Source organism: Rhodococcus sp. 4CII (genome assembly GCF_014256275.1).
In the GTDB taxonomy this organism is placed as follows: domain Bacteria; phylum Actinomycetota; class Actinomycetes; order Mycobacteriales; family Mycobacteriaceae; genus Rhodococcus_F; species Rhodococcus_F wratislaviensis_A.
This window is the reverse complement of the sequence record NZ_JACCFE010000002.1, coordinates 267181-289164: the sequence shown is the minus strand read 5'-3', so window position 1 is coordinate 289164 and position 21984 is coordinate 267181. Positions and strand designations below refer to the sequence as shown.

General features: G+C 66.8%; 18 protein-coding genes. 12 read left to right on the top strand and 6 right to left on the bottom strand.

Annotated elements, in window-relative coordinates:
• Positions 1 to 3: 3 nt before the first annotated feature.
• A complete protein-coding gene (locus tag H0B43_RS02165) occupies positions 4 to 927 on the bottom strand; it encodes a LysR family transcriptional regulator (RefSeq protein ID WP_185729495.1) in 924 nt (307 codons plus the stop codon).
• 186 nt (positions 928 to 1113) lie between these two features.
• On the opposite strand from H0B43_RS02165, the gene H0B43_RS02160 reads away from it, so the two are divergent.
• Both H0B43_RS02160 and H0B43_RS02155 read left to right on the top strand, forming a co-directional pair.
• Positions 1114 to 2445 carry a glutamate dehydrogenase gene (locus tag H0B43_RS02160; protein ID WP_185729496.1) on the top strand — a complete coding sequence of 444 codons (1332 nt, stop codon included), beginning with the start codon at positions 1114 to 1116 and terminating at the stop codon, positions 2443 to 2445.
• Between the two features lie 66 nt (positions 2446 to 2511).
• Positions 2512 to 3882 carry an MFS transporter gene (locus tag H0B43_RS02155; protein WP_185729497.1) on the top strand — a complete coding sequence of 457 codons (1371 nt, stop codon included), beginning with the start codon at positions 2512 to 2514 and terminating at the stop codon, positions 3880 to 3882.
• A 70-nt stretch (positions 3883 to 3952) separates the two neighbouring features.
• Here the strand turns inward: H0B43_RS02155 and H0B43_RS02150 are convergent, their stop codons facing one another.
• Entirely contained in the window at positions 3953 to 4849 is an 897-nt protein-coding gene (locus H0B43_RS02150; RefSeq protein WP_185729498.1) for a Ku protein, read from the bottom strand.
• A gap of 31 nt (positions 4850 to 4880) precedes the next feature.
• Entirely contained in the window at positions 4881 to 6029 is a 1149-nt protein-coding gene (locus H0B43_RS02145) for a lycopene cyclase family protein (RefSeq protein ID WP_185729499.1), read from the bottom strand.
• Positions 6030 to 6633: 604 nt separating this feature from the next.
• Here H0B43_RS02145 and H0B43_RS02140 point away from each other — a divergent pair.
• Together H0B43_RS02140 and H0B43_RS02135 are read left to right on the top strand one after the other, a co-directional pair.
• Complete coding sequence (locus H0B43_RS02140; RefSeq protein WP_185729500.1) at positions 6634 to 8265, top strand: ABC-F family ATP-binding cassette domain-containing protein; 1632 nt, start codon at positions 6634 to 6636, stop codon at positions 8263 to 8265.
• 126 nt (positions 8266 to 8391) lie between these two features.
• Positions 8392 to 8607, top strand: coding sequence for a helix-turn-helix domain-containing protein (locus H0B43_RS02135; protein WP_185729501.1), 216 nt, complete (start codon positions 8392 to 8394; stop codon positions 8605 to 8607).
• 25 nt (positions 8608 to 8632) lie between these two features.
• Here the strand turns inward: H0B43_RS02135 and H0B43_RS02130 are convergent, their stop codons facing one another.
• Together H0B43_RS02130 and acnA are read right to left on the bottom strand one after the other, a co-directional pair.
• Positions 8633 to 9199, bottom strand: a complete 567-nt coding sequence (locus H0B43_RS02130; RefSeq protein WP_185729502.1) for a TetR/AcrR family transcriptional regulator — start codon at positions 9197 to 9199, stop codon at positions 8633 to 8635.
• A 175-nt stretch (positions 9200 to 9374) separates the two neighbouring features.
• A complete protein-coding gene (gene acnA, locus H0B43_RS02125; protein WP_185729503.1) occupies positions 9375 to 12176 on the bottom strand; it encodes an aconitate hydratase AcnA in 2802 nt (933 codons plus the stop codon).
• Between the two features lie 306 nt (positions 12177 to 12482).
• On the opposite strand from acnA, the gene H0B43_RS02120 reads away from it, so the two are divergent.
• From H0B43_RS02120 to H0B43_RS02085, 8 genes are all read left to right on the top strand, one after another.
• A complete protein-coding gene (locus H0B43_RS02120) occupies positions 12483 to 13091 on the top strand; it encodes a DUF6676 family protein (RefSeq protein WP_185729504.1) in 609 nt (202 codons plus the stop codon).
• Positions 13092 to 13450: 359 nt separating this feature from the next.
• Positions 13451 to 14959, top strand: coding sequence for an NlpC/P60 family protein (locus tag H0B43_RS02115; protein ID WP_397517495.1), 1509 nt, complete (start codon positions 13451 to 13453; stop codon positions 14957 to 14959).
• Positions 14960 to 15088: 129 nt separating this feature from the next.
• Positions 15089 to 16369 (top strand): AAA family ATPase, encoded by a 1281-nt coding sequence (locus H0B43_RS02110; protein ID WP_397517496.1) that lies wholly within the window; start codon positions 15089 to 15091, stop codon positions 16367 to 16369.
• Positions 16366 to 17340 carry a DUF58 domain-containing protein gene (locus H0B43_RS02105; RefSeq protein WP_185729505.1) on the top strand — a complete coding sequence of 325 codons (975 nt, stop codon included), beginning with the start codon at positions 16366 to 16368 and terminating at the stop codon, positions 17338 to 17340. Before H0B43_RS02110 ends, H0B43_RS02105 begins: the two co-directional genes overlap by 4 nt.
• On the top strand, positions 17337 to 18317 hold the full coding sequence (locus H0B43_RS02100; protein ID WP_185729506.1) for a VWA domain-containing protein: 981 nt from the start codon (positions 17337 to 17339) through the stop codon (positions 18315 to 18317). Before H0B43_RS02105 ends, H0B43_RS02100 begins: the two co-directional genes overlap by 4 nt.
• A gap of 63 nt (positions 18318 to 18380) precedes the next feature.
• On the top strand, positions 18381 to 19130 hold the full coding sequence (fabG1, locus tag H0B43_RS02095; RefSeq protein WP_185729507.1) for a 3-oxoacyl-ACP reductase FabG1: 750 nt from the start codon (positions 18381 to 18383) through the stop codon (positions 19128 to 19130).
• Between the two features lie 46 nt (positions 19131 to 19176).
• The gene (gene inhA, locus H0B43_RS02090; RefSeq protein WP_005241845.1) at positions 19177 to 19974 is read left to right on the top strand and encodes an NADH-dependent enoyl-ACP reductase InhA; all 798 of its coding nucleotides are present in this window, start codon (positions 19177 to 19179) and stop codon (positions 19972 to 19974) included.
• A 75-nt stretch (positions 19975 to 20049) separates the two neighbouring features.
• Entirely contained in the window at positions 20050 to 21159 is a 1110-nt protein-coding gene (locus tag H0B43_RS02085) for a ferrochelatase (RefSeq protein ID WP_185729508.1), read from the top strand.
• On the opposite strand, the gene H0B43_RS02080 is transcribed toward H0B43_RS02085, so the two are convergent.
• Positions 21125 to 21934, bottom strand: coding sequence for a hypothetical protein (locus H0B43_RS02080; protein ID WP_185729509.1), 810 nt, complete (start codon positions 21932 to 21934; stop codon positions 21125 to 21127). The two genes, H0B43_RS02085 and H0B43_RS02080, sit on opposite strands and share 35 nt — an antisense overlap.
• Positions 21935 to 21984 lie beyond the last annotated feature (50 nt).

The window sequence follows — 21984 nt, the reverse complement described above, 5'->3', positions numbered from 1 at the left end:
CGGCTACGGGTACGGTGTCCGCGCGGCGAGCCCCTGTGCGGCCGCCGCGGCACGCACGGCGTCGATCACCAGTTGCAGCGGCGGCCGGTGCGCTTCTGTCCCTCGATGGGCGATCGAGATCGTCCGCATGAGCGGTTCGGTCAGAGGGACGACATCCATTCCTGGCGGGCGCAGCGTCAGTCCGAGATCGGAGACCAGGGTGACTCCCAGGCCTGCGGAAACCATCGCGAGCGCCGTCGCCTGCTCGCCGACCTCATGGTTGATCCTGGGTTCGAATCCGCAACGCTGACAGGCCAGGCGCACCGCGCGGCCGAAATGCGAATTGGGTCCCGCAAGGATCCAGGGATGCTCGGCGAGGTCCGCCAGCGTCATGGTTCTGGCGGAAACCGTCCCCGGAGGCAGCGCTGCGTGCAGTCGCTCCACTGCGATCACCACTCTGGTCAACTCCGGGTCCCACTGCATCGGGTAGTCGGAATAGTCGATCACGAACGAGAAGTCCAGCGAGCCGTCCCGTACTGCGACTGCGGTGTCCTCAGGCGCGAATTCCCTCGTTCGCACTTCGATGCCGGGATGTTCGGCGGCCAGCAACGTCAGCGCACTCGGCAGCAGGCTCGCCGCGACGGATGCCCACACGCCCACGGTCAATCGGGCCGTGACCCCGTCCTGCGTTTGTTCGAGGGCACACGTCGCGCGGTCCACCGATCGCATGATCTCCTCGGCATGCTCGGCGAGGAGAAGCCCGATCTCGGTGAGTTGTACCCGCCGACCGCGCCGCTCGAACAGTTTTGCGCCGACTTCGCGTTCGAGCTGGGTGAGCTGCTGGGATACCGCGGATGTGGTGTAGTGCAAGGCCAGCGCGGCGGCCGTGACGGTGCCTCGGCGGTGTAACTCCCGAAGCATCCGCAACCGGCGCAGCGACAGCTCCATGCCGCCAGCCTATGCATCCATTCCGAACCGTCCAACCGGACCACGCGTTGCGTTGTGTAGAAAGCGTGAACGCAATCATTCAAGATTCTTAACTGGACGCCTGGTCACCAGCGCGCGCACTCTGACGTCATCGGCTGATCGGTTCTGGAGACGATGATTTTCTGAGGATGATTGGGGTAACTCGAGGTGACCACGACGACGGAACGCGGGTTCGGGCGCACCACCGAGCACCGAGAGTATGACCACCGTGAGAACACGGCGATGCAGCGTCGGTTCGATGTGGCGACCGTGCGCGGCGGTGAGCCCCTGTTACGAGTGACGTGGTCTGATCCGGTCACCGGAGCTCATGGGTACCTCGTCGTGCACACGCTGGTGTCCGACCTGGCAACCGGGGGGACCCGGATGCGGGCAGGCTGCACGATGTCGGAGGTCGAGGATCTCGCCAGGGGGATGGCTGCCAAGACCGCGGTTTTCGACCTGCCTGTCGGCGGCGCGAAGGGCGGCATCGACTTCGACCGGAAGGATCCCCGCGCCGTCGGTGTTCTGGAGCGGTTCTGTCAGGCGATGCGCCCGTGGCTGGCCGCGCACTGGGTGACCGCGGAGGACCTGGGGGTGCCCCAGCATCTGCTCGATGACGTCTTCGCGCGTCTCGGCCTCCAGCAGTCCTACCATGCGGCGATCAGCCGGTCGACGGATCCGCAGACGACTCTGCGCCGGGTACGGTCCGCGTTGAATGCCCCGGTGCCCAGCGGTTTTCTGCTGGGCGATGTGATCGGCGGTTACGGAGTCGCGCAGGCCTGCATCGGCACGGTGAAGGCATGTGGCTGGGCTCCGGCCGACACGACGGTGGCAATCCAGGGCATCGGCACCATGGGGGGCGGCGCCGCCTGGTATCTGTACGAGGCCGGTGTACGCGTGATTGCTGTCGCCGACGCCCTCGGCACGCTGTACTCTCCCGATGGCTTGGACGTTCCCGCGCTGCTCGACCTGCGGGACGGCTACGGCGAGATCGACCGCTCCCGCGTCCCCTCGCATGTTCAGGAGTTGCCGAGTGCGGCTGTGATCGCAACGGAGGCAGACATCCTCATCCCAGCCGCGATCTCATATGCGATCACGACGGAAAACGTCGACCAGGTCAGCGCGAAAGTCGTGATCGAAGCTGCGAATGCCGCGACGACACCGGGGGCCGAGACGGCGCTCACCGGCCGGGGTATTCCGGTGGTCCCAGACTTCGTTGCCAATGCCGGAGCAGTCGCCTGGGCCTGGTGGGTACTGCTCGGTCAGGTCGGCACCGACCCGGAGGACTCGTTCCTGCGGTTGCGTACTGACATGCTGGCCAAGGTCGGGGTCCTGATCGGGCGATGGATCCTCGACGGCGTGGCGCCGCGGCAGACGGCATGGGACCTCGTCGCGGCCAACCGCAGCGCGCCGGCTCCGGCCGATCCTCGGGCAGTGCCGGCGCCTAATTCTGGTGATCGTTCTTCGGCTGGTCCATGGGATCGGTTGTCTGCGTCATGATCTCGCGGTTTCCTCCAGTGCGCTGACTCGCCCAGGTCCGGGAGGTCGATCCGTTATCGTCTATGGATGAGCGATGACGCGACGCCGTCCGGTCCAACCCACGCTCCGACGAGCACGCGGCGGGCGGTGCTCAACACGATGAAGGGGTCGGCAGGAAACCTCGTCGAGTGGTACGACGTGTACATCTACACGGTCTTCGCCACGTATTTCGAGGCGCAGTTCTTCGACGAGAACGAGGCCAACTCCACGCTGTACATCTATGCGATCTTCGCGGTCACGTTCGTCATGCGTCCGATTGGGTCGTGGTTCTTCGGCCGGTTTGCCGACCGTCGTGGCCGCAAGGCCGCCCTCATGCTCAGCATCACCATCATGTCGTCGTGCTCCTTCGTGGTGGCGGTCATGCCGACACGCGACGTCATCGGGTATTGGGCGGCGGTGATTTTGGTCCTCGCTCGGCTTGTGCAGGGATTCGCCACAGGTGGGGAGTATGGGACCTCGGCGACCTACATGTCCGAAGCGGCGACCGCGAATCGGCGTGGCTTCCTGTCGTCGTTCCAGTACGTGACCCTCGTGGGCGGTCACGTACTCGCGCAATTCACGCTCCTGGTCGCGCTCAGCGTTCTCGATGTCGAGGCGTTGCACGACTGGGGATGGCGGATCGGCTTCTTCATAGGCGGTCTCGCCGCCCTGGTCGTGTTGTGGATTCGGCGTTCGATGGACGAGTCGCTCAGCGAGTCGCATCTGAAGGCCATCCGTGCGGGTGAGGACCGGACGGCGGGTTCCTTGACGGCGTTGTTCACCGAACACTGGCGGCCGCTGCTGCTGGTGTTCCTCATCACCGCGGGTGGCACGGTCGCGTTCTACACCTACAGTGTCAACGCGCCGGCGATTGTGAAGTCCACCTTCGGGGACGACCGGGCGCTGACGGCAACGTGGATCAACCTGCTGTCGCTGATCTTGTTGTTGCTGCTGCAGCCGGTGGGCGGCCTCGTCAGCGACCGGGTCGGGCGAAAGCCGCTGCTGATCTTCTTCGGTGTGGGTGGTGTCTTCTATACCTATGTCCTGCTCACCTTCCTTCCGCGGACCACCTCGCCGCTATCGGCGTTCGCGCTGGTCGCGGTCGGCTACGTCATCCTCACCGGGTACACCTCGATCAACGCGATCGTGAAGGCGGAGCTGTTCCCCGCCGACGTCCGCGCCTTGGGTGTGGGACTGGGCTATGCGCTCGCGAACTCCGTCTTCGGCGGGACGGCGCCGGTGCTTTTCCAGGCGGCCAAGTCGGCCGGTCACGTCGGCTGGTTCATCTTCTATGTGACGGTCGTGATCGTGGTCAGCTTGCTGGTCTATATTTTCGGGCTGAAGAACAAGGCGGTCACGGTACTCGATCGCGAGCAGGGCAGCGCCTGGGGCGTGCCCGTATCTCCGGGTCGCCGCTGAGCTGGATAAGCGGAGTGCACGCGAGGCTGGATGCGTTCCGGCCGGCGTTGGTCAACATCGATTACCTCGGTCAGGCGCGCTTGCGTTCCGACGTGGATGACTTCGCTGTGGCCTTTTTCGCCGCGGTCTTGGCCGGGGCCTTCTTCGCCGGTTTCTTCTTGGCGGGTGCGGCCTTCTTTCCGGCGGCATCGACGCTGCGCTGAAGTGCGGCAACGAGATCGACCACCTCGGCGTCCTCGCCGGGCTTCTCGACCTCGGCGACGGGGATGACCTTCTTACCGCCCGACTCGATCATCTCGTCGAGCAGTTCGCGCAACTGCACCTGGTAGTCGTCGGTGAACTCGGTGGGATCGAAGTCGTCGGCCATGCTGTCGACGAGTGTCTCGGCCATTGCCAGTTCCTTCGACTTCGGCTTGTCGACGTCGTCGAGGGAGGGAAATTCGGCGGCGCGGACCTCGTCGGGCCACAGCAGTGTCTGAATCACCAGCACGCCGTCCCGCGAACGCATGGCCGCCAACCGGGTGCGCTGACGGAGCGTGAAGTGGACGAGCGCCGTGCGATCGCTGTTCTCGAGGGCAGTCGCGAGCAGGACATACGCCTTGGGCGAATTGGAATCGGGCTCGAGGAAGTAACTCTTCTCGAACAGAATTGGATCGATCTGTTCTGTCGGCACGAACTGCAGAACGGGTATCTCGTGTTTCTCGGCGGCAGGCAGCTTCCCGAAATCCTCGTCCGTCAACACCACCCGGACGCCGTCGTCGGACTCGTACGCCTTGTCGATATCGGCATATTGAACGACGTTGCCGCATTCGGTGCACACGCGGTTGTATTTGATCCGCCCGCCGTCCTTGGCGTGGACCTGGTGAAACTTGATGTCGTGATCCTCGGTGGCGGAATAGACCTTGACCGGCACGTTCACGAGTCCGAACGCTATCGAGCCCTTCCATATCGACCGCATGCGTTCCATGATGGTCTCCTTTTCGTGTTCGCGCGACAGTTCATAGAACTTCCCGTCGCAGGGTCGAACGGAGAATGACGCCGCGGATCTCGCCCGACGAGGCGAGAAACATCTTGCGCATGGCGGCCAGAGTTGCGCGCGGATTCGAGCGCTCCGACAGATACGCCGCCTGGAGTTGCGGTGGCAGATCGAAGAAATACTCGAAGAATTCGGGAACGTGTTGCGCATCCAAATTCAGGAGGACACGGAGACCGAGCGACCGCAGGGATGCCACGCTGCGAGCCCGCCACGACCACAGCCTGCCGTTCGATCCGTCTCGAAGATCTCGGACCAGCAGGTCTGCGCAGAGAAGCGATGCAGCGACGCTGTAGCCGGTGCCGGGGTGCATGAGCCCGGCACGGGCGCCGAACCGCACCAGGTCCGAGTTGTGTGCACGACCGGCCTCGGGCGGCGGCTCGACGGCGAATCTGACTCTCTCGACGTCCGAGTGGGACGGGACGGCGACACCCCGTTGCCGAAGCCGGTCGTGGAGTCGGACCGCGAGTTCCGACATCGGTAGTGGTGGGCGACCGACGAGACACGTCTCTTCGAGCAGGAACCGATCCTGCGTGAGTGGGACGCCGTACAGGAATGACGGCGTGTCCGAGGGGGATGTGCCGTTGTCGCGGCGCCAGTCCATGAAGACGGCAGCATCGCCGTCCAGCGCGTGTGCCGCGGTGTCCGGGTCCACGACGACTCCGTATGCCGTCTGCTGGGCGAGGTCGGGGCTGTCGCGGGTACCTCGCGCATCGACGACGGCGTGCGCCTTCACTGTCGAGCCGTCTCCGAGCCGGACGGAAGTGGGCGAGAGGTCGACGGCTCGACCTGCGAGAACAGTTCCGGAATCACGAGTCAGTATTGATTGCAGCTGTGATGTATTCAAAACGCAATAGGTGCGTTCGAGGGTGTGACGACGAGTCGTCCAGGCTGTCGGGTGGTAAGTCCTCGTGGCGACGGCGGCGGGCGGGAGCCACTCGGGGAGTTCGTCTTCCCACGCGGCGTACGTCGCAGACCAGGCTCTGTGGGGGAGCGGATCCACCGACACGACCGCCATGCCGGCCGCAGTCGCGCGGTGCGCGAGTGCCCGGCCGGCGGGGCCGAGACCGACGATCGCAACATCCCAGATCGCGGGGCGGGGGGAGGCTCTCACGTCGCCAGACTGTCACGATGGCCGAGAGTTCGGCCGGAATAATTCAGTTCCTACGTCAGGCACGGACGGAATCTAGGAAATTCCAGAATACTCGTCCGGTCGGCCGGGCGCCCCGGGGTAGTGGGGACGCCGTCATTGCGCGTTGCGGACCGTGTGAACGCGGCGCGCCGATCCCAGGCCGGGGGAAGTGTCGGCAGAGGGGCAATCGCCAAGCAGCGGGGGAGCGCGAGGGTGATCGAGACGCGGTCGGTGGGGACGGGGAGTCCGCAGCCGGCGGCAAAGTCGCGCCGGGCCGCTATCCGTTCTGGTATTCGAGTCGGACCGGGACGGAACTTGGTAATTAACAGAATTTTTTCTGAAGGCGCGAACACTGCATGCCAACGGCCGTCACCATCTCCGTCAATCTCGCCAACATCTGACCCACCATCCGTCAAACAAAGAAGGTGATGCGCAGGCTTCCGCCGGGCCGATGTGGCGGCGAACGTTAGCGGGATCACCGGCAGGCGTGTTCGGAGGGGGCTGCGGTCGGGTAAAATTGCTGGTTCGTGTGTTCTGTGCGCGATTCTTCTCATTCAGTGCGAGCGTTATTTTCCTAGGAGTCTTGTTGATCACCGCTACCGACCTGGAAGTTCGAGCTGGAGTGCGGACGTTGCTGTCTGCTCCCGGGCCGGCTTTGCGGGTGCAGCCCGGCGACCGCATCGGTCTGGTCGGCCGCAACGGTGCCGGCAAGACGACGACGCTCCGCATCCTTGCGGGGGAGGGTGAGCCGTACGCGGGCGAGGTCATGCGCACCGGCGATCTCGGTTACCTTCCGCAGGACCCGAAGGAGGGTGACCTCGACGTCTTGGCGAAGGATCGGGTGCTCTCCGCACGCGGGCTCGATTCGCTGCTGCGGGACATGGAGAAGCAGCAGATCCTGATGTCGGAGGTTGTCGACGACGCCGAACGCGACAAGGCCGTGCGCAAGTACGGGAACCTCGAGGACCGTTTTTCCGCGCTCGGTGGGTACGAGGCCGAGAGCGAAGCGGCACGCATCTGCAACAGTCTCGGTCTGGCCGACCGCATTCTCGGCCAGCAGTTGCACACGCTGTCGGGTGGTCAGCGTCGCCGTGTGGAACTGGCGCGCATCCTGTTCGCCGCCTCGGACGGTAGCGGGGGGCGCTCCGATACGACTCTCCTGCTCGACGAGCCCACCAACCACCTCGACGCCGACTCGATCACGTGGCTGCGGGGTTTCCTGCAGAACCACGAGGGCGGGTTGATCGTGATCAGCCACGACGTCGACCTGCTGAACGACGTGGTCAACCGGGTGTGGTTCCTCGACGCCGTACGGGGGGAGGCCGACGTGTACAACATGACCTGGAAGAAGTACCTGGACGCCCGGGCGACGGACGAGCAGCGTCGTCGCCGCGAGCGCGCCAACGCGGAGAAGAAGGCCGGGGCGCTGCGAGCTCAGGCTGCCAAACTCGGCGCGAAGGCCACCAAGGCGGTGGCGGCCCAGAACATGGCGAAGCGCGCCGATAAGTTGATGTCTGACCTCGACGCGGAACGGGTGTCCGACAAGGTGGCCCGCATCCGGTTCCCCGAGCCGGCCGCGTGCGGCAAGACCCCGCTGATGGCGGAGAACCTGACGAAGGTCTACGGCTCGCTCGAGATCTTCACCGGTGTGGACCTTGCGATCGACCGGGGTTCGCGTGTGGTCGTACTCGGCCTCAACGGCGCGGGCAAGACGACGCTGCTCCGCATCCTCGGGGGAGTGGAGACACCGGACGCCGGCGGACTGGTCCCCGGGCACGGCCTCAAGATCGGGTACTTCGCGCAGGAGCACGACACCCTCGACGACAACGCGTCGGTGTGGGAGAACATTCGCCATGCGGCACCGGACACGGGGGAGCAGGAGCTGCGTTCGCTGCTCGGTGCGTTCATGTTCACCGGTCCACAGCTCGAACAGCCCGCGGGCACCCTGTCCGGCGGTGAGAAGACCCGCCTCGCGCTCGCGGGCCTCGTGTCGTCCGCTGCCAACGTCCTGCTCCTCGACGAGCCGACGAACAACCTGGACCCTGTGTCCCGCGAACAGGTGCTCGATGCCCTCCGCAGCTACACCGGCGCCGTCGTGCTCGTGACACACGACCCGGGTGCGGCCGAGGCGCTCGATCCGGAGCGGGTCATCCTCCTGCCCGACGGCACGGAGGATCACTGGTCGCAGGACTACCTGGAACTCATCCAGCTCGCCTGAGCCTCCGCGTCGATATCGCCGTCGCTGCGCTCTACGTAGATATCGCCGTCGCTGCGCTCTACGTAGATATCGCCGTCGCTGCGCTCTACCGTGGAAACCACCGTCGCTCGCCGACTGGAGGAGTTCATGGCAGACATCGGGGTCTTCGCCAAGAGTGCTCGGATCACGGGACCGTCGCGCGCCGATCTGCAGGCGGAGCTGAAGGAGCGTTACCAGGCAGGGGCGAGTATTCGTTCCCTCGCCAGGGAAATGGGGAGATCGTACGGATTCGTCCGCAACATCCTCGCGGAGTCCGAGGTAGAGCTCCGCGGACGAGGCGGAGCTCACCGTCGGAAGTCCTGACGACCGCCGGCGGGCGAGTGCGGCGTCAGTCGCGGCGGCGGACGGATTCCTCGACGAGATCGAGCACAGCCGAGAGGTTCTCGCCGGCGTGCCCCGAGGCGATGCGCGCGACCAGACCGTCGAGCACGAGATCCAGGTAGCCGATGAGAACGTCGGTCGGTACGTCGTCACGGAGGCGTCCCGCCGACTTCTGGCGCGCAAGGCGCGCCATGGTCGCCTCGGTGAGTTCCGCCGACCGTTGCGACCAGCTTCTGCGGAAATCGGGATCGGTCCGTAGCCGCCGGGCGATCTCGAGCCGGGTGCCCAGCCAGTCGAACTGCTCGGGCTGGGCCAGCATGTCCCGCATCACCTGAACGAGTCCCTCGTGGGCGACGACGTCGGCCATCCTCGTTGCGTCCTCGTGGGCGAGGGCGAGGAACAAGCCGTCCTTGTCCTTGAAGTGGTGGAAGATCGCACCGCGCGACAGCCCGGTCACTTCTTCGAGCCGGCGGACGGTGGCACCGTCGTAACCGTATGCGGCAAAGCAGCGGCGGGCGCCGTCGAGGATCTGACTGCGCCGTGCCGCGAGATGGTCTTCACTGACCTTGGGCAAAGTGCCTCCTTCGTCGGCCTGTGCGTGTGTTCGGCCCTTTCGCGAGAAAGGTCACCTCATGCACTGAGCGCGCACGACCAGTCATTCGGGACGGTGAGAGCCGCTCGAAGTGGTCGTGCGCGCTCAGTGCCTGTTCAGGCCGAAAACACGCACAGGCGCGGAGCGCCTAGAGCGCCTAGCCCTTGATCATGTTGCGGAGCACGTACTGCAGGATGCCGCCGTTGCGGTAGTAATCCGCTTCACCGGGGGTATCGATGCGGACGACTGCGTCGAACACGACCTTCTCGCCGTTCTCGCGCGTTGCCGTGACCTTCATGGTCTTCGGGGTGACGCCCTCGTTGAGCTTCTCGATGCCTTCGATGTCGAAGGTCTCGGTGCCGTCGAGCTTCAGCGACGCAGCCGATTCGCCCGCCGGGAACTGCAGCGGAACGACGCCCATGCCGATGAGGTTGGAGCGGTGGATGCGCTCGAACGACTCGGTGATGACGGCCTTGACGCCGAGGAGGCTGGTGCCCTTGGCAGCCCAGTCACGCGACGATCCGGAGCCGTACTCCTTGCCGCCCAGGACGACCAGCGGGATGCCGGCTGCCTGGTAGTTCTGCGACGCGTCGTAGATGAAGGCCTGCGGTCCGCCGTCCTGGGTGAAGTCGCGGGTGTAGCCACCGGAGACGTCGTCGAGCAGCTGGTTGCGCAGACGGATGTTCGCGAACGTGCCGCGGATCATCACCTCGTGGTTGCCACGACGCGAACCGAGGGAGTTGTAGTCCTTGCGCTCGACGCCATGGGAATCGAGGTACTGCGCGGCGGGGGTGCCGACCTTGATCGGACCTGCCGGGCTGATGTGGTCGGTGGTGACCGAGTCGCCGAGCAGGGCGAGGACGCGAGCGCCCTTGATGTCCTTGACCGGAGCCGGATCCTTCGGCATGCCGTCGAAGTACGGAGCCTTGCGGACGTAGGTCGAGTTGTCGTCCCACTCGAAGGTGTCACCCTCAGGGGTGGAAAGGTTCTGCCAGCGGCTGTCGCCCGCGAAGATCGTTGCGTAGGACTTGCGGAACATGTCCTGGCTGATCGCAGTCTTGATGGTCTCTTCGATCTCCTGCGTGGACGGCCAGATGTCCTTCAGGTACACAGGGTTGCCGTCGGTGTCGTCACCGAGCGAGTCGGTTTCGAAGTCGAAGTCCATGGTTCCCGCAAGGCCGTAGGCGATGACGAGCGGCGGAGACGCCAGGTAGTTCATCTTGACGTCGGGGGAGATACGCCCCTCGAAGTTGCGGTTGCCCGAGAGCACCGCGGTGACCGACAGGTCGTTGTCGTTGATGGCCTTGGAGACGGCCTCGGGCAGCGGGCCCGTGTTGCCGATGCACGTGGTGCATCCGTAGCCGCCGAGGTAGTAGCCGAGCTTCTCGAGGTACGGCCAGAGGCCCGCCTTCTCGTAGTAGTCGGTGACAACCTGCGAACCGGGTGCCATGTTGGTCTTGACCCACGGCTTGGTGGCCAGACCCTTCTCGACGGCATTGCGTGCAAGCAGCGCAGCGCCGAGCATGACCGACGGGTTGGACGTGTTGGTGCAGGAAGTGATGCCGGCAACGACGACGGCGCCGTGATCGAGGACGAACTCGCCTGCGTCGGACTTGACGACCACCGGCTTGCTCGGGCGGCCTTCTGCGCCGTTGGCGGCGGAGAGGACGTCGACTGCTCCGTCGTCGGCAAACGAGAGCACTGCGGGGTCGGACGCCGGGAACGATTCTTCGACGGCCTCGTCGAGCTTGGTGTGCTCGGTCGGATAGTTCTCTTCCACGTAGTTGTGGATGTCCTTGCGGAACGCGGTCTTCGACTCCGACAACAGGATTCGGTCCTGCGGGCGCTTCGGGCCTGCGATCGAGGGAACGACGGTTCCCAGATCGAGCTCGATGTACTCGGAGAAGACGGGCTCCTTGTCCGGATCGTGCCACAGGCCCTGTTCCTTGGCGTAGGCCTCGACGAGAGCGAGCTGCTCGTCGCTGCGGCCGGTCAGGCGCAGGTAGTCGATCGTCTCGCTGTCGATCGGGAAGATCGCCGCGGTGGAACCGAATTCGGGGCTCATGTTGCCCAGCGTTGCGCGGTTCGCGAGCGGAACCTCGGCCACACCCTTGCCGTAGAACTCGACGAACTTACCGACGACGCCGTGCTTACGGAGCATCTCGGTGGCGGTGAGCACGACGTCGGTCGCGGTGACACCGGGCTTGATCTCACCGGTCAGCTTGAAGCCGACGACCCGGGGGATGAGCATGGAGACCGGCTGGCCGAGCATGGCTGCCTCGGCTTCGATGCCGCCGACGCCCCAGCCCAGCACGCCGAGGCCGTTGACCATCGTGGTGTGCGAGTCGGTGCCGACGCAGGTGTCGGGGTATGCCTGGCCGTTACGTGCCATGACGGTCGGAGCCAGGTATTCGATGTTGACCTGGTGAACGATGCCCATACCCGGGGGGACGACCTTGAAATCGTCGAATGCGCCCTGGCCCCAGCGCAGGAACTGGTAACGCTCGCCGTTGCGCTCGTATTCGAGGTCGACGTTGCGTTCGAGTGCATCGGCCTGGCCGAAGATGTCGAGAATGACCGAGTGGTCGATGACCATGTCGGCGGGGGAGAGGGGGTTGACCTTGTTGGGGTCGCCGCCGAGGGTGGTGACAGCCTCACGCATGGTGGCGAGGTCGACGACGCAGGGGACGCCGGTGAAGTCCTGCATGATCACGCGAGCCGGCGTGAACTGGATTTCGATGCTCGGCTGAGCCGAGGGATCCCAGCCTGCAATTGCGCGGATGTGATCCGCGGTGATGTTGGCACCGTCTTCGGTGCGGAGAAGGTTCTCGGCGAGAACCTTCAAGGAGTACGGCAATTTCTCGGTGCCGGGGACGGCCGAGAGGCGGAAGATCTCGTAGGACTTCTCACCGACCTCGAGGGTTCCCTTTGCTCCGAATGAATCATTACTGGTGCTCACGTCAGCTCCACTCGTCTATGAGGGTCGCCACCGACGGGGCTGTGTCGACGGCTGCAGGCACTGCGGGCACGGCTGATCCGTGTGCGCTGTCGTGCTAGCGATGACGGAATCGGCTCATGCCGCGGTACCTCCGACAGTCTAACAGTACGCTTGTCCTGTGAGAATTCGGGGTGGGATCGAAGGGGAATACGGCGCCGATCCTGCGCGACCGCGCGGGACGAGGTGTGCGGACGGCACGGTACTTCGGGGACTCCTCACGTAGTGTTCACGCGAGGCTTACGTTCCTACAGCAAACCCGGATGAGAGATGCCTGCCCCTATCGCCACCGTAGTTCCCGCCAGTGCCACGCTCCCCGTTCACGCGGCGCATCCCGTGCAGACGGACATCCCGGAGGACATCGACGTCTCGGACGTGATCACGGATGTGTCCGACGACGGGGTGTCCGCGCCGTCCGGCGAGGTGGGTGACCTCGTCGCCGTCGTGAACCGCGCGGCCGAGCACGGCCTCGAGTTGAGCATCGTGGTGCTGGCCGAGGATCCCGGGCGCGACTCGCAACTGCGCGACCTCGCGACCGAGGTCGGGGCCGAGGAGGGTGGCACCGTGCTCGTGCTCAGCCCCAGCTGGGTCGGTACGTACAGCGATTCGATCAGCCGGGTACTCCTCGAGTCGGGTCAAGACCGCACCTACACCGGCGACGCCGTGGTGTCCGCGAATCACTTCGTCGACGAGGTCGTCGAGCCGGGTCCGCCCTGGGCGCTGTTCACGGCGGTCATCGTAGCGATCGTCGTGATCGCGTCGGCTGCGACCTTCTTCGCGAAGTCGCGCCGGGCCGCCGGATCCCGCGACGGCGGTCGGGAAAAACTCTACGATGCCCCGTCGTCGTCGCCGACGACGTACGAGCGACAGAAGCCCTGACGCCCCCGATTATCCGTAAATAACTCGGCGGTCATTTTCACCTTTTCGGGTGGGAGTGGCCGCTGCCTGCGTCGATGCGCGAATACGGCGCCGACAATTCGCGGTTCGGTATTTCCGCTGGTCAAATTACTCATGTGTTATTTGTGACTAAAGTTTCCATAGAGTCCGGAAGTGTCGTACGGTGCATTTGGCGCTCTTGGGGAAGAAGTGTCGCAGGCTGGTGATTGACGTCCAGAGTGACGGCGGTGCTGTGTTCGACGGTGCCGCCGATGCGCACGGGAAGGTGTGGCTGCCGAATTTTCTCCCCACGACGAGCACGGCGCGGTTGCGTGATCGGTGCAGAACCGAGGGAGAGAGTTGTGAAGCGACAAGCACGAGCTGGAGTGGGGCACCGTAGCTTCTCCCGCAGGCGCATTCGCACGGCGCGCCTCCTCATCGGACTGGCCATCGTCGGAGCCCTGGTCGGCAGCACACCCGGTCTGGCCGCGGCCGTGCCCCCACCGCCGCCGAATCCGTCCGACTCCGACATCGCGCAGGCCCAGACGCAGGTCAGCGCGGGTCTCGGTCAGGTCAGCGAGCTGATCAACCAGGTGGCCTCCGCGGACCAGCAACTCGCGCAACTCGACAACGAGGTCGCCATCAAGCGTGAGGACGTGAACCGGGCCCTGGTCGACCTGCAGAACGCCCGCAGCGCCGCCGACCTGGCCGCCGGCGTCGTCGGGGCCTCGCAGCAGGCGCTGCGCGATGCCGGTGCGCAGATCGAACTCGCGCAGAAGGACTTCGACAAGTACGCCCGGTCGAGCTACACCCAGGGCACCAACGTCTCCGCGATCTCGACGTATCTGGGCGCGCAGGGACCGGGCGACGTCCTCGACCGCGCGCAGGTTCTGAAACTCCTCGCCACAAGCCAGAACGCGGTGCTCGAGGGCCTGCAGCGGGCCCGGACCGCGCAGGCGAACAAGGACTCGTCGGCGCGGGAGGCCAAGCAGCAGGCGGACGCCGCCGCCGACCAGGCCGAGTCGAAGAAGTCGCTGGCCGAGCAGGCGATCGCGATCGCGCGCTCGGCATTGCAGGACCAAGCCGTGAAGAAGGCGCAGATCGAGAGCAACCGCGCGGCCGCCCAGGCTCAGCTCGACGCCGCTCGCGGGAACGTCGAGGGGCTGCAGGGGCAGCGTGAGGCATACGCGACGTGGGACGAGCAGCGCCGGGCCGAGGAGGCGCAGAAGGCCGCCATCGCCGCCGCTGCCCGGGAGGCGGCGACTCAGGCCGCGGCCCGGGTCGCCGCCAACGAGGCGGCACGGCAGCGCGCCGCCGAACTCGCCGCTGGGCAGCGCGCGCACACCACCATCGACGAGGATTCCGATTCCGAGTCCGACGGTGAGTCGACGACACCGAAGTCCACGCCGAAGTCGAAACCGTCTACCGGCGGCGAAGACCTCACCGGCAGCGAGGCGATCGAAACCGTCATCGACCGTGGCCTGTCCCAGATCGGCGTCGAGTACGCGTGGGGTGGCGGCGACGAGAACGGGCCCACGAAGGGCATCCGCGACGGCGGTGTGGCCGACAGCTACGGCGACTTCAACAAGATCGGCTTCGACTGCTCCGGCCTGATGATCTACGCATTCGCCGGGATCGGCATCTCCCTGCCGCACTACACCGGTTACCAGTACACCGCCGGCGAGCAGGTTCCGTCGGAGGAGATGCAGCGCGGCGACATGATCTTCTGGGGCCCGAACGCCAGCCAGCACGTCGCGCTGTACCTCGGCGACGACCAGATGCTCGAGGCCCCCGAGTCGGGGGACGTCGTGAAGATCTCCCCGGTGCGGTGGGACGGCATGACCCCCTACGCTGTGCGTATGGTGTCGTGATCCATGATGTCGATGAAGTAGTCCGCAGTGCGGATCGTGCTTGGTTGCGGCGGGGGTTGCTCGCACCTGGAATAGTTGAGCAAGTACGTGAACGGGCGGAACGATCTAGGTGAAAGCGGTGGATTCTTGGTGACCTCACGTGATGATGCGGTATCGGAGGGTGCAGCCCGGACGGAGTCGCCCGCGCAGGCCGCTCCCGAAGGTGTGAAGAACGGGGGTGCGGCCAACGGATCGGGTCCCCAGAACGCCACCGCGCCGAAGGCACCCTCACAGACTGCAGGCCCGCACGGCGCGACGACGCAGTCGGTCGCGCCCGGTTCCAGCGCGACGCAGTCGGTCGCGCCGAGTCTCGCCGCCGACGTTCAGACGCTGGAACGCGCGATCTACGAGGTCAAACGGGTGATCGTCGGTCAGGACCGGCTCGTTGAGCGGATCCTGGTCGGTTTGCTCGCGAAGGGGCATGTGCTGCTCGAGGGCGTGCCGGGCGTCGCGAAGACCCTGGCCGTCGAGACGTTCGCGAAGGTGGTCGGCGGGTCGTTCTCGCGAGTCCAGTTCACCCCCGACCTGGTGCCGACCGACCTGATCGGTACCCGCATCTACCGGCAGGGCCGGGAGGAGTTCGACACCGAGCTCGGTCCCGTCGTCGCGAACTTCGTGCTCGCCGACGAGATCAATCGCGCGCCTGCGAAGGTGCAGTCGGCCCTCCTCGAGGTGATGGCCGAACGGCACGTCTCCATCGGCGGCAAGCGGTACCACATGCCCGACCCGTTCCTGGTGATGGCGACGCAGAACCCGATCGAGAACGAGGGTGTGTACCCACTGCCCGAAGCGCAGCGCGACCGCTTCCTGTTCAAGATCCTCGTCGACTACCCGACGGTGGAGGAGGAGCGGGAGATCGTCTACCGGATGGGTGTCGCCGCACCGGAACCCCACCAGGTGCTCGATCCCGAGGAACTCGTCCGACTGCAGAAGGTTGCGAGCGGTGTCTTCGTGCACCACGCCCTCGTCGACTACGTGGTCCGGGTCATCGCGGCCACCCGCACACCCGCCGAGTTCGGGCTGCCCGACGTCGACGGCTGGATCGCGTACGGCGCGTCGCCGCGTGCGACCCTGGGCATCATCTCCTCCGCGCGGGCGCTGGCGTTGCTGCGCGGGCGTGACTACGTCGTACCGCAGGACGTCCTCGAGGTGATTCCGGACGTGCTGCGTCACCGCCTCGTGCTGTCGTACGACGCGCTGGCCGACGAGGTGTCCCCGGACGACGTCATCTCCCGTGTGCTGCAGACGGTGGGCCTGCCGCAGATCGCTGCCCAGCCGACGACGGTGCCGGCGGCCCCCGCCGGTCACAACGGACCGTCCGCGCCGTCCGCGTCGGTGCCCGGACCGACGGCGATGAGCCAGCCACGGTGAGTGCGCGTACCGCCGGTGCACCGAGTGCCGGCCCGCCGCCGTCGTTTCGTTCCGGCGAGCTCCGTGATCCGAAACTGTCCGCCGCGCTGCGGACCCTGGAATTGACCGTTCGCCGTCGGCTCGACGGCGTCCTGCACGGCGACCATCTGGGTCTGATCCCGGGTCCGGGCTCGGAGCCGGGGGATGCGCGCGAGTACCAGCCGGGCGACGACGTGCGTCAGATGGACTGGTCGGTGACGGCCCGGACGACGCACCCGCACGTCCGGCAGTCGGTGGCCGACCGGGAACTCGAGACGTGGCTCGTCGTCGACCTGTCGTCGAGTCTCGACTTCGGCACCGCCGGCTGCGAGAAGCGGGATCTGGTGGTGGCGGCGGCCGCCGCTGTCACGCATCTGACCAGCGGCGGCGGGAACCGGATCGGCGCGATCGTGTCGACCGGCGCCCAGACCACCCGGATCCCCGCCGGCGGCGGCCGGATCCATGCCCAGGCGATGCTGCGTCGGATCGCGACCACCCCGCACGCCCCGGACGGGGTGCGGGGCGACCTGCAGGAGGCGGTGGAGTCGCTGCGGCGACCCCAGCGTCGCCGCGGGCTGGCCGTCGTCATCAGTGACTTCCTCGGCCCGATCGACTGGGAGCGGTCGCTGCGGGCGATTTCCGGACGGCACGACGTGCTCGGTGTCGAGGTGCTCGACCCGCGAGATCTGGAACTACCCGACATAGGGGATGTTGTGCTGCACGATCCGGAGTCCGGACGGACCCGAGAGTTCACGACCACACCGCAGCTGCGCGCCGATTTCGCGCGAGCCGCGGACGAGCACCGGCTGCAGGTGGAGCAGTCTCTGCGACGCTGCGGCGCACCGCTGCTCAGCCTGCGGACCGACCGCGACTGGATCTCGGACGTGGTCCGGTTCGTGTCCGCCCGCAAGCACAGTTACGGGACCGCGGCGAACCAGAGGTCCCGCCGGTGAGTCTTTCCCAGTTCACCTCACCGTGGTGGTTGCTCTTCCTCCTGGTCGTCGTGGCATTGGTCGCGGGATACGTGTGGGTGCAGCGTCAGCGGCACAAGCACACGCTCCGGTTCACCAACTTCGCCCTGCTCGAGAAGGTCGCGCCGTCGCGACCGGGGCGTGCCCGGCACATCCCGGCGTTGCTGATGGTGCTGGCGCTGGTGTTCTTCAGCGTGGCGCTGGCGGGTCCGACGGAGGACAAGCGGGTTCCGCGGAACCGGGCCACCGTCATCCTGGTCATCGATGTGTCGCTGTCGATGAAGGCGACGGACGTGGAACCGTCCCGGCTCGCCGCCGCGCAGGACGCGGCGAAGTCGTTCGCCGACGGGCTCACCCCCGGCATCAACCTCGGTCTCGTCGCGTTCGCCGGCACGGCGTCGGTGCTGGTCTCGCCGACCACCAACCGGGAGGCCACGAAGGTCGCGATCGACAACCTGCAGCTGAGTGAGCGGACCGCGACCGGTGAGGCGATCTTCACGTCGCTGCAGTCGATCGACACGCTGGCGGCGGTGCTCGGCGGCAGTGATCAGGCGCCGCCCGCCCGCATCGTGCTGCTGTCGGACGGTAAGCAGACCGTGCCCGAGAACCCGGACGATCCGCGCGGCGGCTTCACCGCGGCCCGGCAGGCCAAGGACAAGGACGTGCCGATCTCGACCATCTCGTTCGGGACGAGCTACGGCAAGGTCGAGATCGAGGACGAACGCATCCCCGTGCCCGTCGACGACCCCTCGCTGCGGGAGATCGCGAATCTTTCCGGGGGCAGCTTCTTCACAGCCTCGAGCCTGGAGGAACTCCGCGACGTCTACGACACCCTCGAGGAACAGATCGGCTTCGAGACCACCCGCGGCGACGCCAGCCGTCCCTGGCTCGTGCTGGGTGTCCTGTCCGCCACCGCCGGGCTGATCCTCGCGCTGGTCCTGCGTCAACGGCTGCCGTGATCTGCGTTCCACCACGGCCCCGCACTACCACTCCTGCACACCTGAACAGATAGGTTTGTCCCCATGTCTAACCCAGAAACCACCGATGCGTCGGTGAGGACGGTGTCCACTCCTCGCTCGGTGCTCGTCACCGGCGGTAACCGCGGGATCGGCCTCGCTGTCGCGCAGCGCCTCGCGGCGGACGGGCACAAGGTCGCGGTCACCCACCGCGGTTCGGGTGCGCCCGACGGCCTGTTCGGCGTCCAGTGCGACGTCACCGACACCGAGTCGATCGACCGCGCGTTCAAGGAGGTGGAGGCGCATCAGGGTCCCGTGGAGGTCCTCGTCGCCAACGCCGGCATCACCGACGACACGCTGATCATGCGCATGACGGAGGAACAGTTCACCTCCGTGGTCGACGCCAACCTCACCGGCGCGTTCCGCGTCGCGAAGCGGGCCACCCGGTCGATGCTGCGGTCGCGGTTCGGCCGATTCGTGTTCCTCGGCTCCGTCGTCGGGCTCGCCGGCGGTCCCGGCCAGGTGAACTACGCGGCGTCGAAGGCCGGTGTCGTCGGCATCGCGCGCTCGCTGACCCGCGAACTCGGTTCCCGGTCGATCACCGCCAACGTGGTGGCACCCGGATTCATCGACACCGACATGACCGCCGTCCTCGACGACAAGTACAAGGACATGATCACCGGTGCGGTGCCGCTGCAACGGCAGGGCAAGCCCGAGGAGGTTGCCGCCGTGGTGAGCTTCCTGGCCTCCGACGATTCGGCCTACGTCTCCGGCGCGGTGATCCCCGTCGACGGCGGCCTCGGCATGGGCCACTAGAACTCCCACTCACTTCCCGGACTTTTTCTTCACAGGAGGACACCCCATGGGCGGATTGCTCGAAGGTAAGACCATTCTCGTCACCGGCATCATCACGGACGCGTCCATCGCGTTCCACGTCGCCAAGGTCGCTCAGGAACAGGGCGCCAAGGTGATCATCACCGGCTTCGACCGGCTCCGGCTGATCGACCGCATCGCGCAGCGCCTTCCGCAGCCGGTGCCGCCGGCGCTCGAGCTGGACGTGCAGAACCCCGAGCACCTCGCGAGCCTCGCCGACCGTATCCGGGAGATCGCACCCGAGGGTGTCGACGGTGTCGTGCACTCCATCGCGTTCGCGCCGCGGTCCTGCCTGGGCAGCCCGTTCTTCGACGCACCGTGGTCCGACGTCGGCGTGGCCTTCGAGGTGTCCGCGTACTCGTACGCGTCCCTGTCGAAGGCGCTGCTGCCCGTGCTCAACGACAATGCGTCGATCGTCGGCATGGACTTCGACCCCGCCCGCGCGGTGCCGTTCTACAACTGGATGGGCGTCGCGAAGGCCACCCTCGAATCGGTGAACCGGTACGTGGCCAAGGAGGTCGGTGAGCGCGGGATCCGCTCCAACCTGGTCGCCGCCGGTCCGATCAAGACCCTCGCCGCCAAGGCCATCGCCGGGACCGCCACCGACGACGCCAAGCAGATGAACGAACTCAACACGGCGTGGGACGAGCGCGCACCCATCGGCTGGAACGTCGACGACCCGGAGCCGGTCGCGAAGACCGTGTGCACCGTGCTGTCCGACTGGCTGCCCGGGACCACCGCGTCGATCATCTACGTCGACGGCGGCGCCCACGCGATGGCCGGCTAGGGCACTGTCTGACCCGGGGCGCTGTCCGTCCCGGGGCACTACCCGGGGAGTGCGCCCCGAACGGCACCACGGAAGATGGGAATCATGATCGCTGTGAATTCGACGGACGGTTCCGATTCCCGGTTCGACGCCCTTCTCGTGTTGTCGTTCGGCGGGCCGGAGAAGCCCGAGGACGTGCGCCCGTTCCTGGAGAACGTCACCCGGGGCAGGGGGGTGCCGCCGGAACGGCTGGACGCGGTCGCCGAGCACTACCTGCACTTCGGGGGCGTGTCGCCGATCAACGCTCTCAACCGCGACATCATCGGCCGGGTCGAATCCGAATTGGCAAGCACCGGAATCGATCTGCCCGTCTACTTCGGTAACCGGAACTGGCATCCGATGGTCGAGGACACCGTCGCTCAGATGGCGGGGGACGGCGTGCGTTCGGCCCTCGTCTTCCCCACCTCGGCGTGGGGCGGGTATTCGGGGTGCCGGCAGTACCACGAGGACATCGCCCGGGCCCGGGCCGCCGTCGGGGACGGTGCACCGCACCTGCTGAAGTTGCGGCAGTACTACGACCACCCACTGCTGATCGGGGCGTTCGCCGACGCCATCCGCGCGGCCGTCGCCCAGCTCCCGGCCGCGGACAGGGACGACGCGCGCCTGGTGTTCACCGCGCATTCGGTGCCGGTCGCCGCCGACGTCAACGCGGGACCGCCCGCCGACGGTGGTCGTCTCTACAGTCGGCAGGTGGCCGAGGCGGCCCGCCTCGCCGCCCGAGCCGCCGGATTCGACGACTTCGACCTGGTGTGGCAGTCCCGGTCCGGGCCACCCCAGGTGCCGTGGCTCGAACCGGACATCTGCGATCATCTCGACGCTCTCGCCGGCCGCGGGGTGGGCGCCGTCGTCGCGTGCCCGATCGGTTTCGTGTCCGACCACCTCGAGGTGGTGTGGGATCTCGACACCGAGGCGCGGGAGAAGGCGGCCGAGCTGGGCATCCGCTTCGTGCGCGCCGGCACTCCCGGCACCGATCGACGGTTCGCCGAACTCGTTGTCGCACTCGTCGGCGAACAGGTGACCGGGCGGCCCGCGGAGCGGCTGGGTTCCGAGCCGCTGCTCGGGTCGACCGCGGACGGACAGTCGTGTGCGATCGACTGCTGCCGGGCCGTGGTCAGGCCGTCAGGCCGTCCCGCGCACTCGCGTTGACGGCGGCGGTGCGTGCCGAGCGCACCGCCGAACGCAGTGGCCGCAGCAGATCCTCCAGCGTCGCCGCGCCCGACGCGGACACGGTGCGGGCGGGAGCCATCTGCTCGGCGACGGTGAGGATGGCGGCAACCTGATCGGCCGAGTCCAGGATCCGCAGCGCGCGCGGTGCGATCGTCGCCGGATACCGGTGAAGGGCGGACTGCGCCAACGCATCCGCGATCAGTGCCCGCGGGTCGGCGCCGAACCCGGAGTCCAGCATGTGGAGGGCCTCGAGCGCCGCCGCCGCGTCCCGCACCGCCTGCCGCATCGTGAACTCGGCCTCACCCAGCCCGGTGTGGTGGGCATCGAGGGGGAGCCGCTCGATCGACGACACCGTCCACCGCAACACGTCGGGACCCTCGACGTGTGGAACGAGCCCCGTCCCCGGCCTGCCGGGCGGCCCCACGAGGACCCCCTCGCCTGCGCCGATCGCGGCGGACGCGAACTCGGTTCCGGCGGGCAGCCCCTGCACGTCCCCCGGCCCGGGGAGGACCAGCCGGATCTCGGTCTCCGGTTGCGACACGGACCGGCGGATGGTCTGGAGCAGCGCCGTCACCCCGGCGTCCTGCGGGTCGGGCCACGGCAGCCCGGTGCGCCCGGCCGTCACCTGATCCTCTGCGCACGCAAGATGCATCGGCGCCCACGCGTGGAGGGCGTCGATGACGTCGTCGGGTGCACTGTGCCCGGCGAGCCAGGAACTGGCCCACACGGTGAGAGTGGCGCTGGGTGAAGTCACGATAAACGAGCATATGTCGGCGTGGCGGCGTGTGCGTAACGGCGCCGCTG

Excerpts from the sequence above, each read along its gene's own strand:
- H0B43_RS02120 (WP_185729504.1), top strand. The coding sequence starts at position 12,483 with ATGCCTGCCCCTATCGCCACCGTAGTTCCCGCCAGTGCCACGCTCCCC.
- H0B43_RS02150 (WP_185729498.1), bottom strand. The coding sequence starts at position 4,849 with ATGGAACGCATGCGGTCGATATGGAAGGGCTCGATAGCGTTCGGACTC.
- inhA (WP_005241845.1), top strand. The coding sequence starts at position 19,177 with ATGGGCGGATTGCTCGAAGGTAAGACCATTCTCGTCACCGGCATCATC.
- fabG1 (WP_185729507.1), top strand. The coding sequence starts at position 18,381 with ATGTCTAACCCAGAAACCACCGATGCGTCGGTGAGGACGGTGTCCACT.
- H0B43_RS02155 (WP_185729497.1), top strand. The coding sequence starts at position 2,512 with ATGAGCGATGACGCGACGCCGTCCGGTCCAACCCACGCTCCGACGAGC.
- H0B43_RS02135 (WP_185729501.1), top strand. The coding sequence starts at position 8,392 with ATGGCAGACATCGGGGTCTTCGCCAAGAGTGCTCGGATCACGGGACCG.
- H0B43_RS02085 (WP_185729508.1), top strand. The coding sequence starts at position 20,050 with ATGGGAATCATGATCGCTGTGAATTCGACGGACGGTTCCGATTCCCGG.
- H0B43_RS02165 (WP_185729495.1), bottom strand. The coding sequence starts at position 927 with ATGGAGCTGTCGCTGCGCCGGTTGCGGATGCTTCGGGAGTTACACCGC.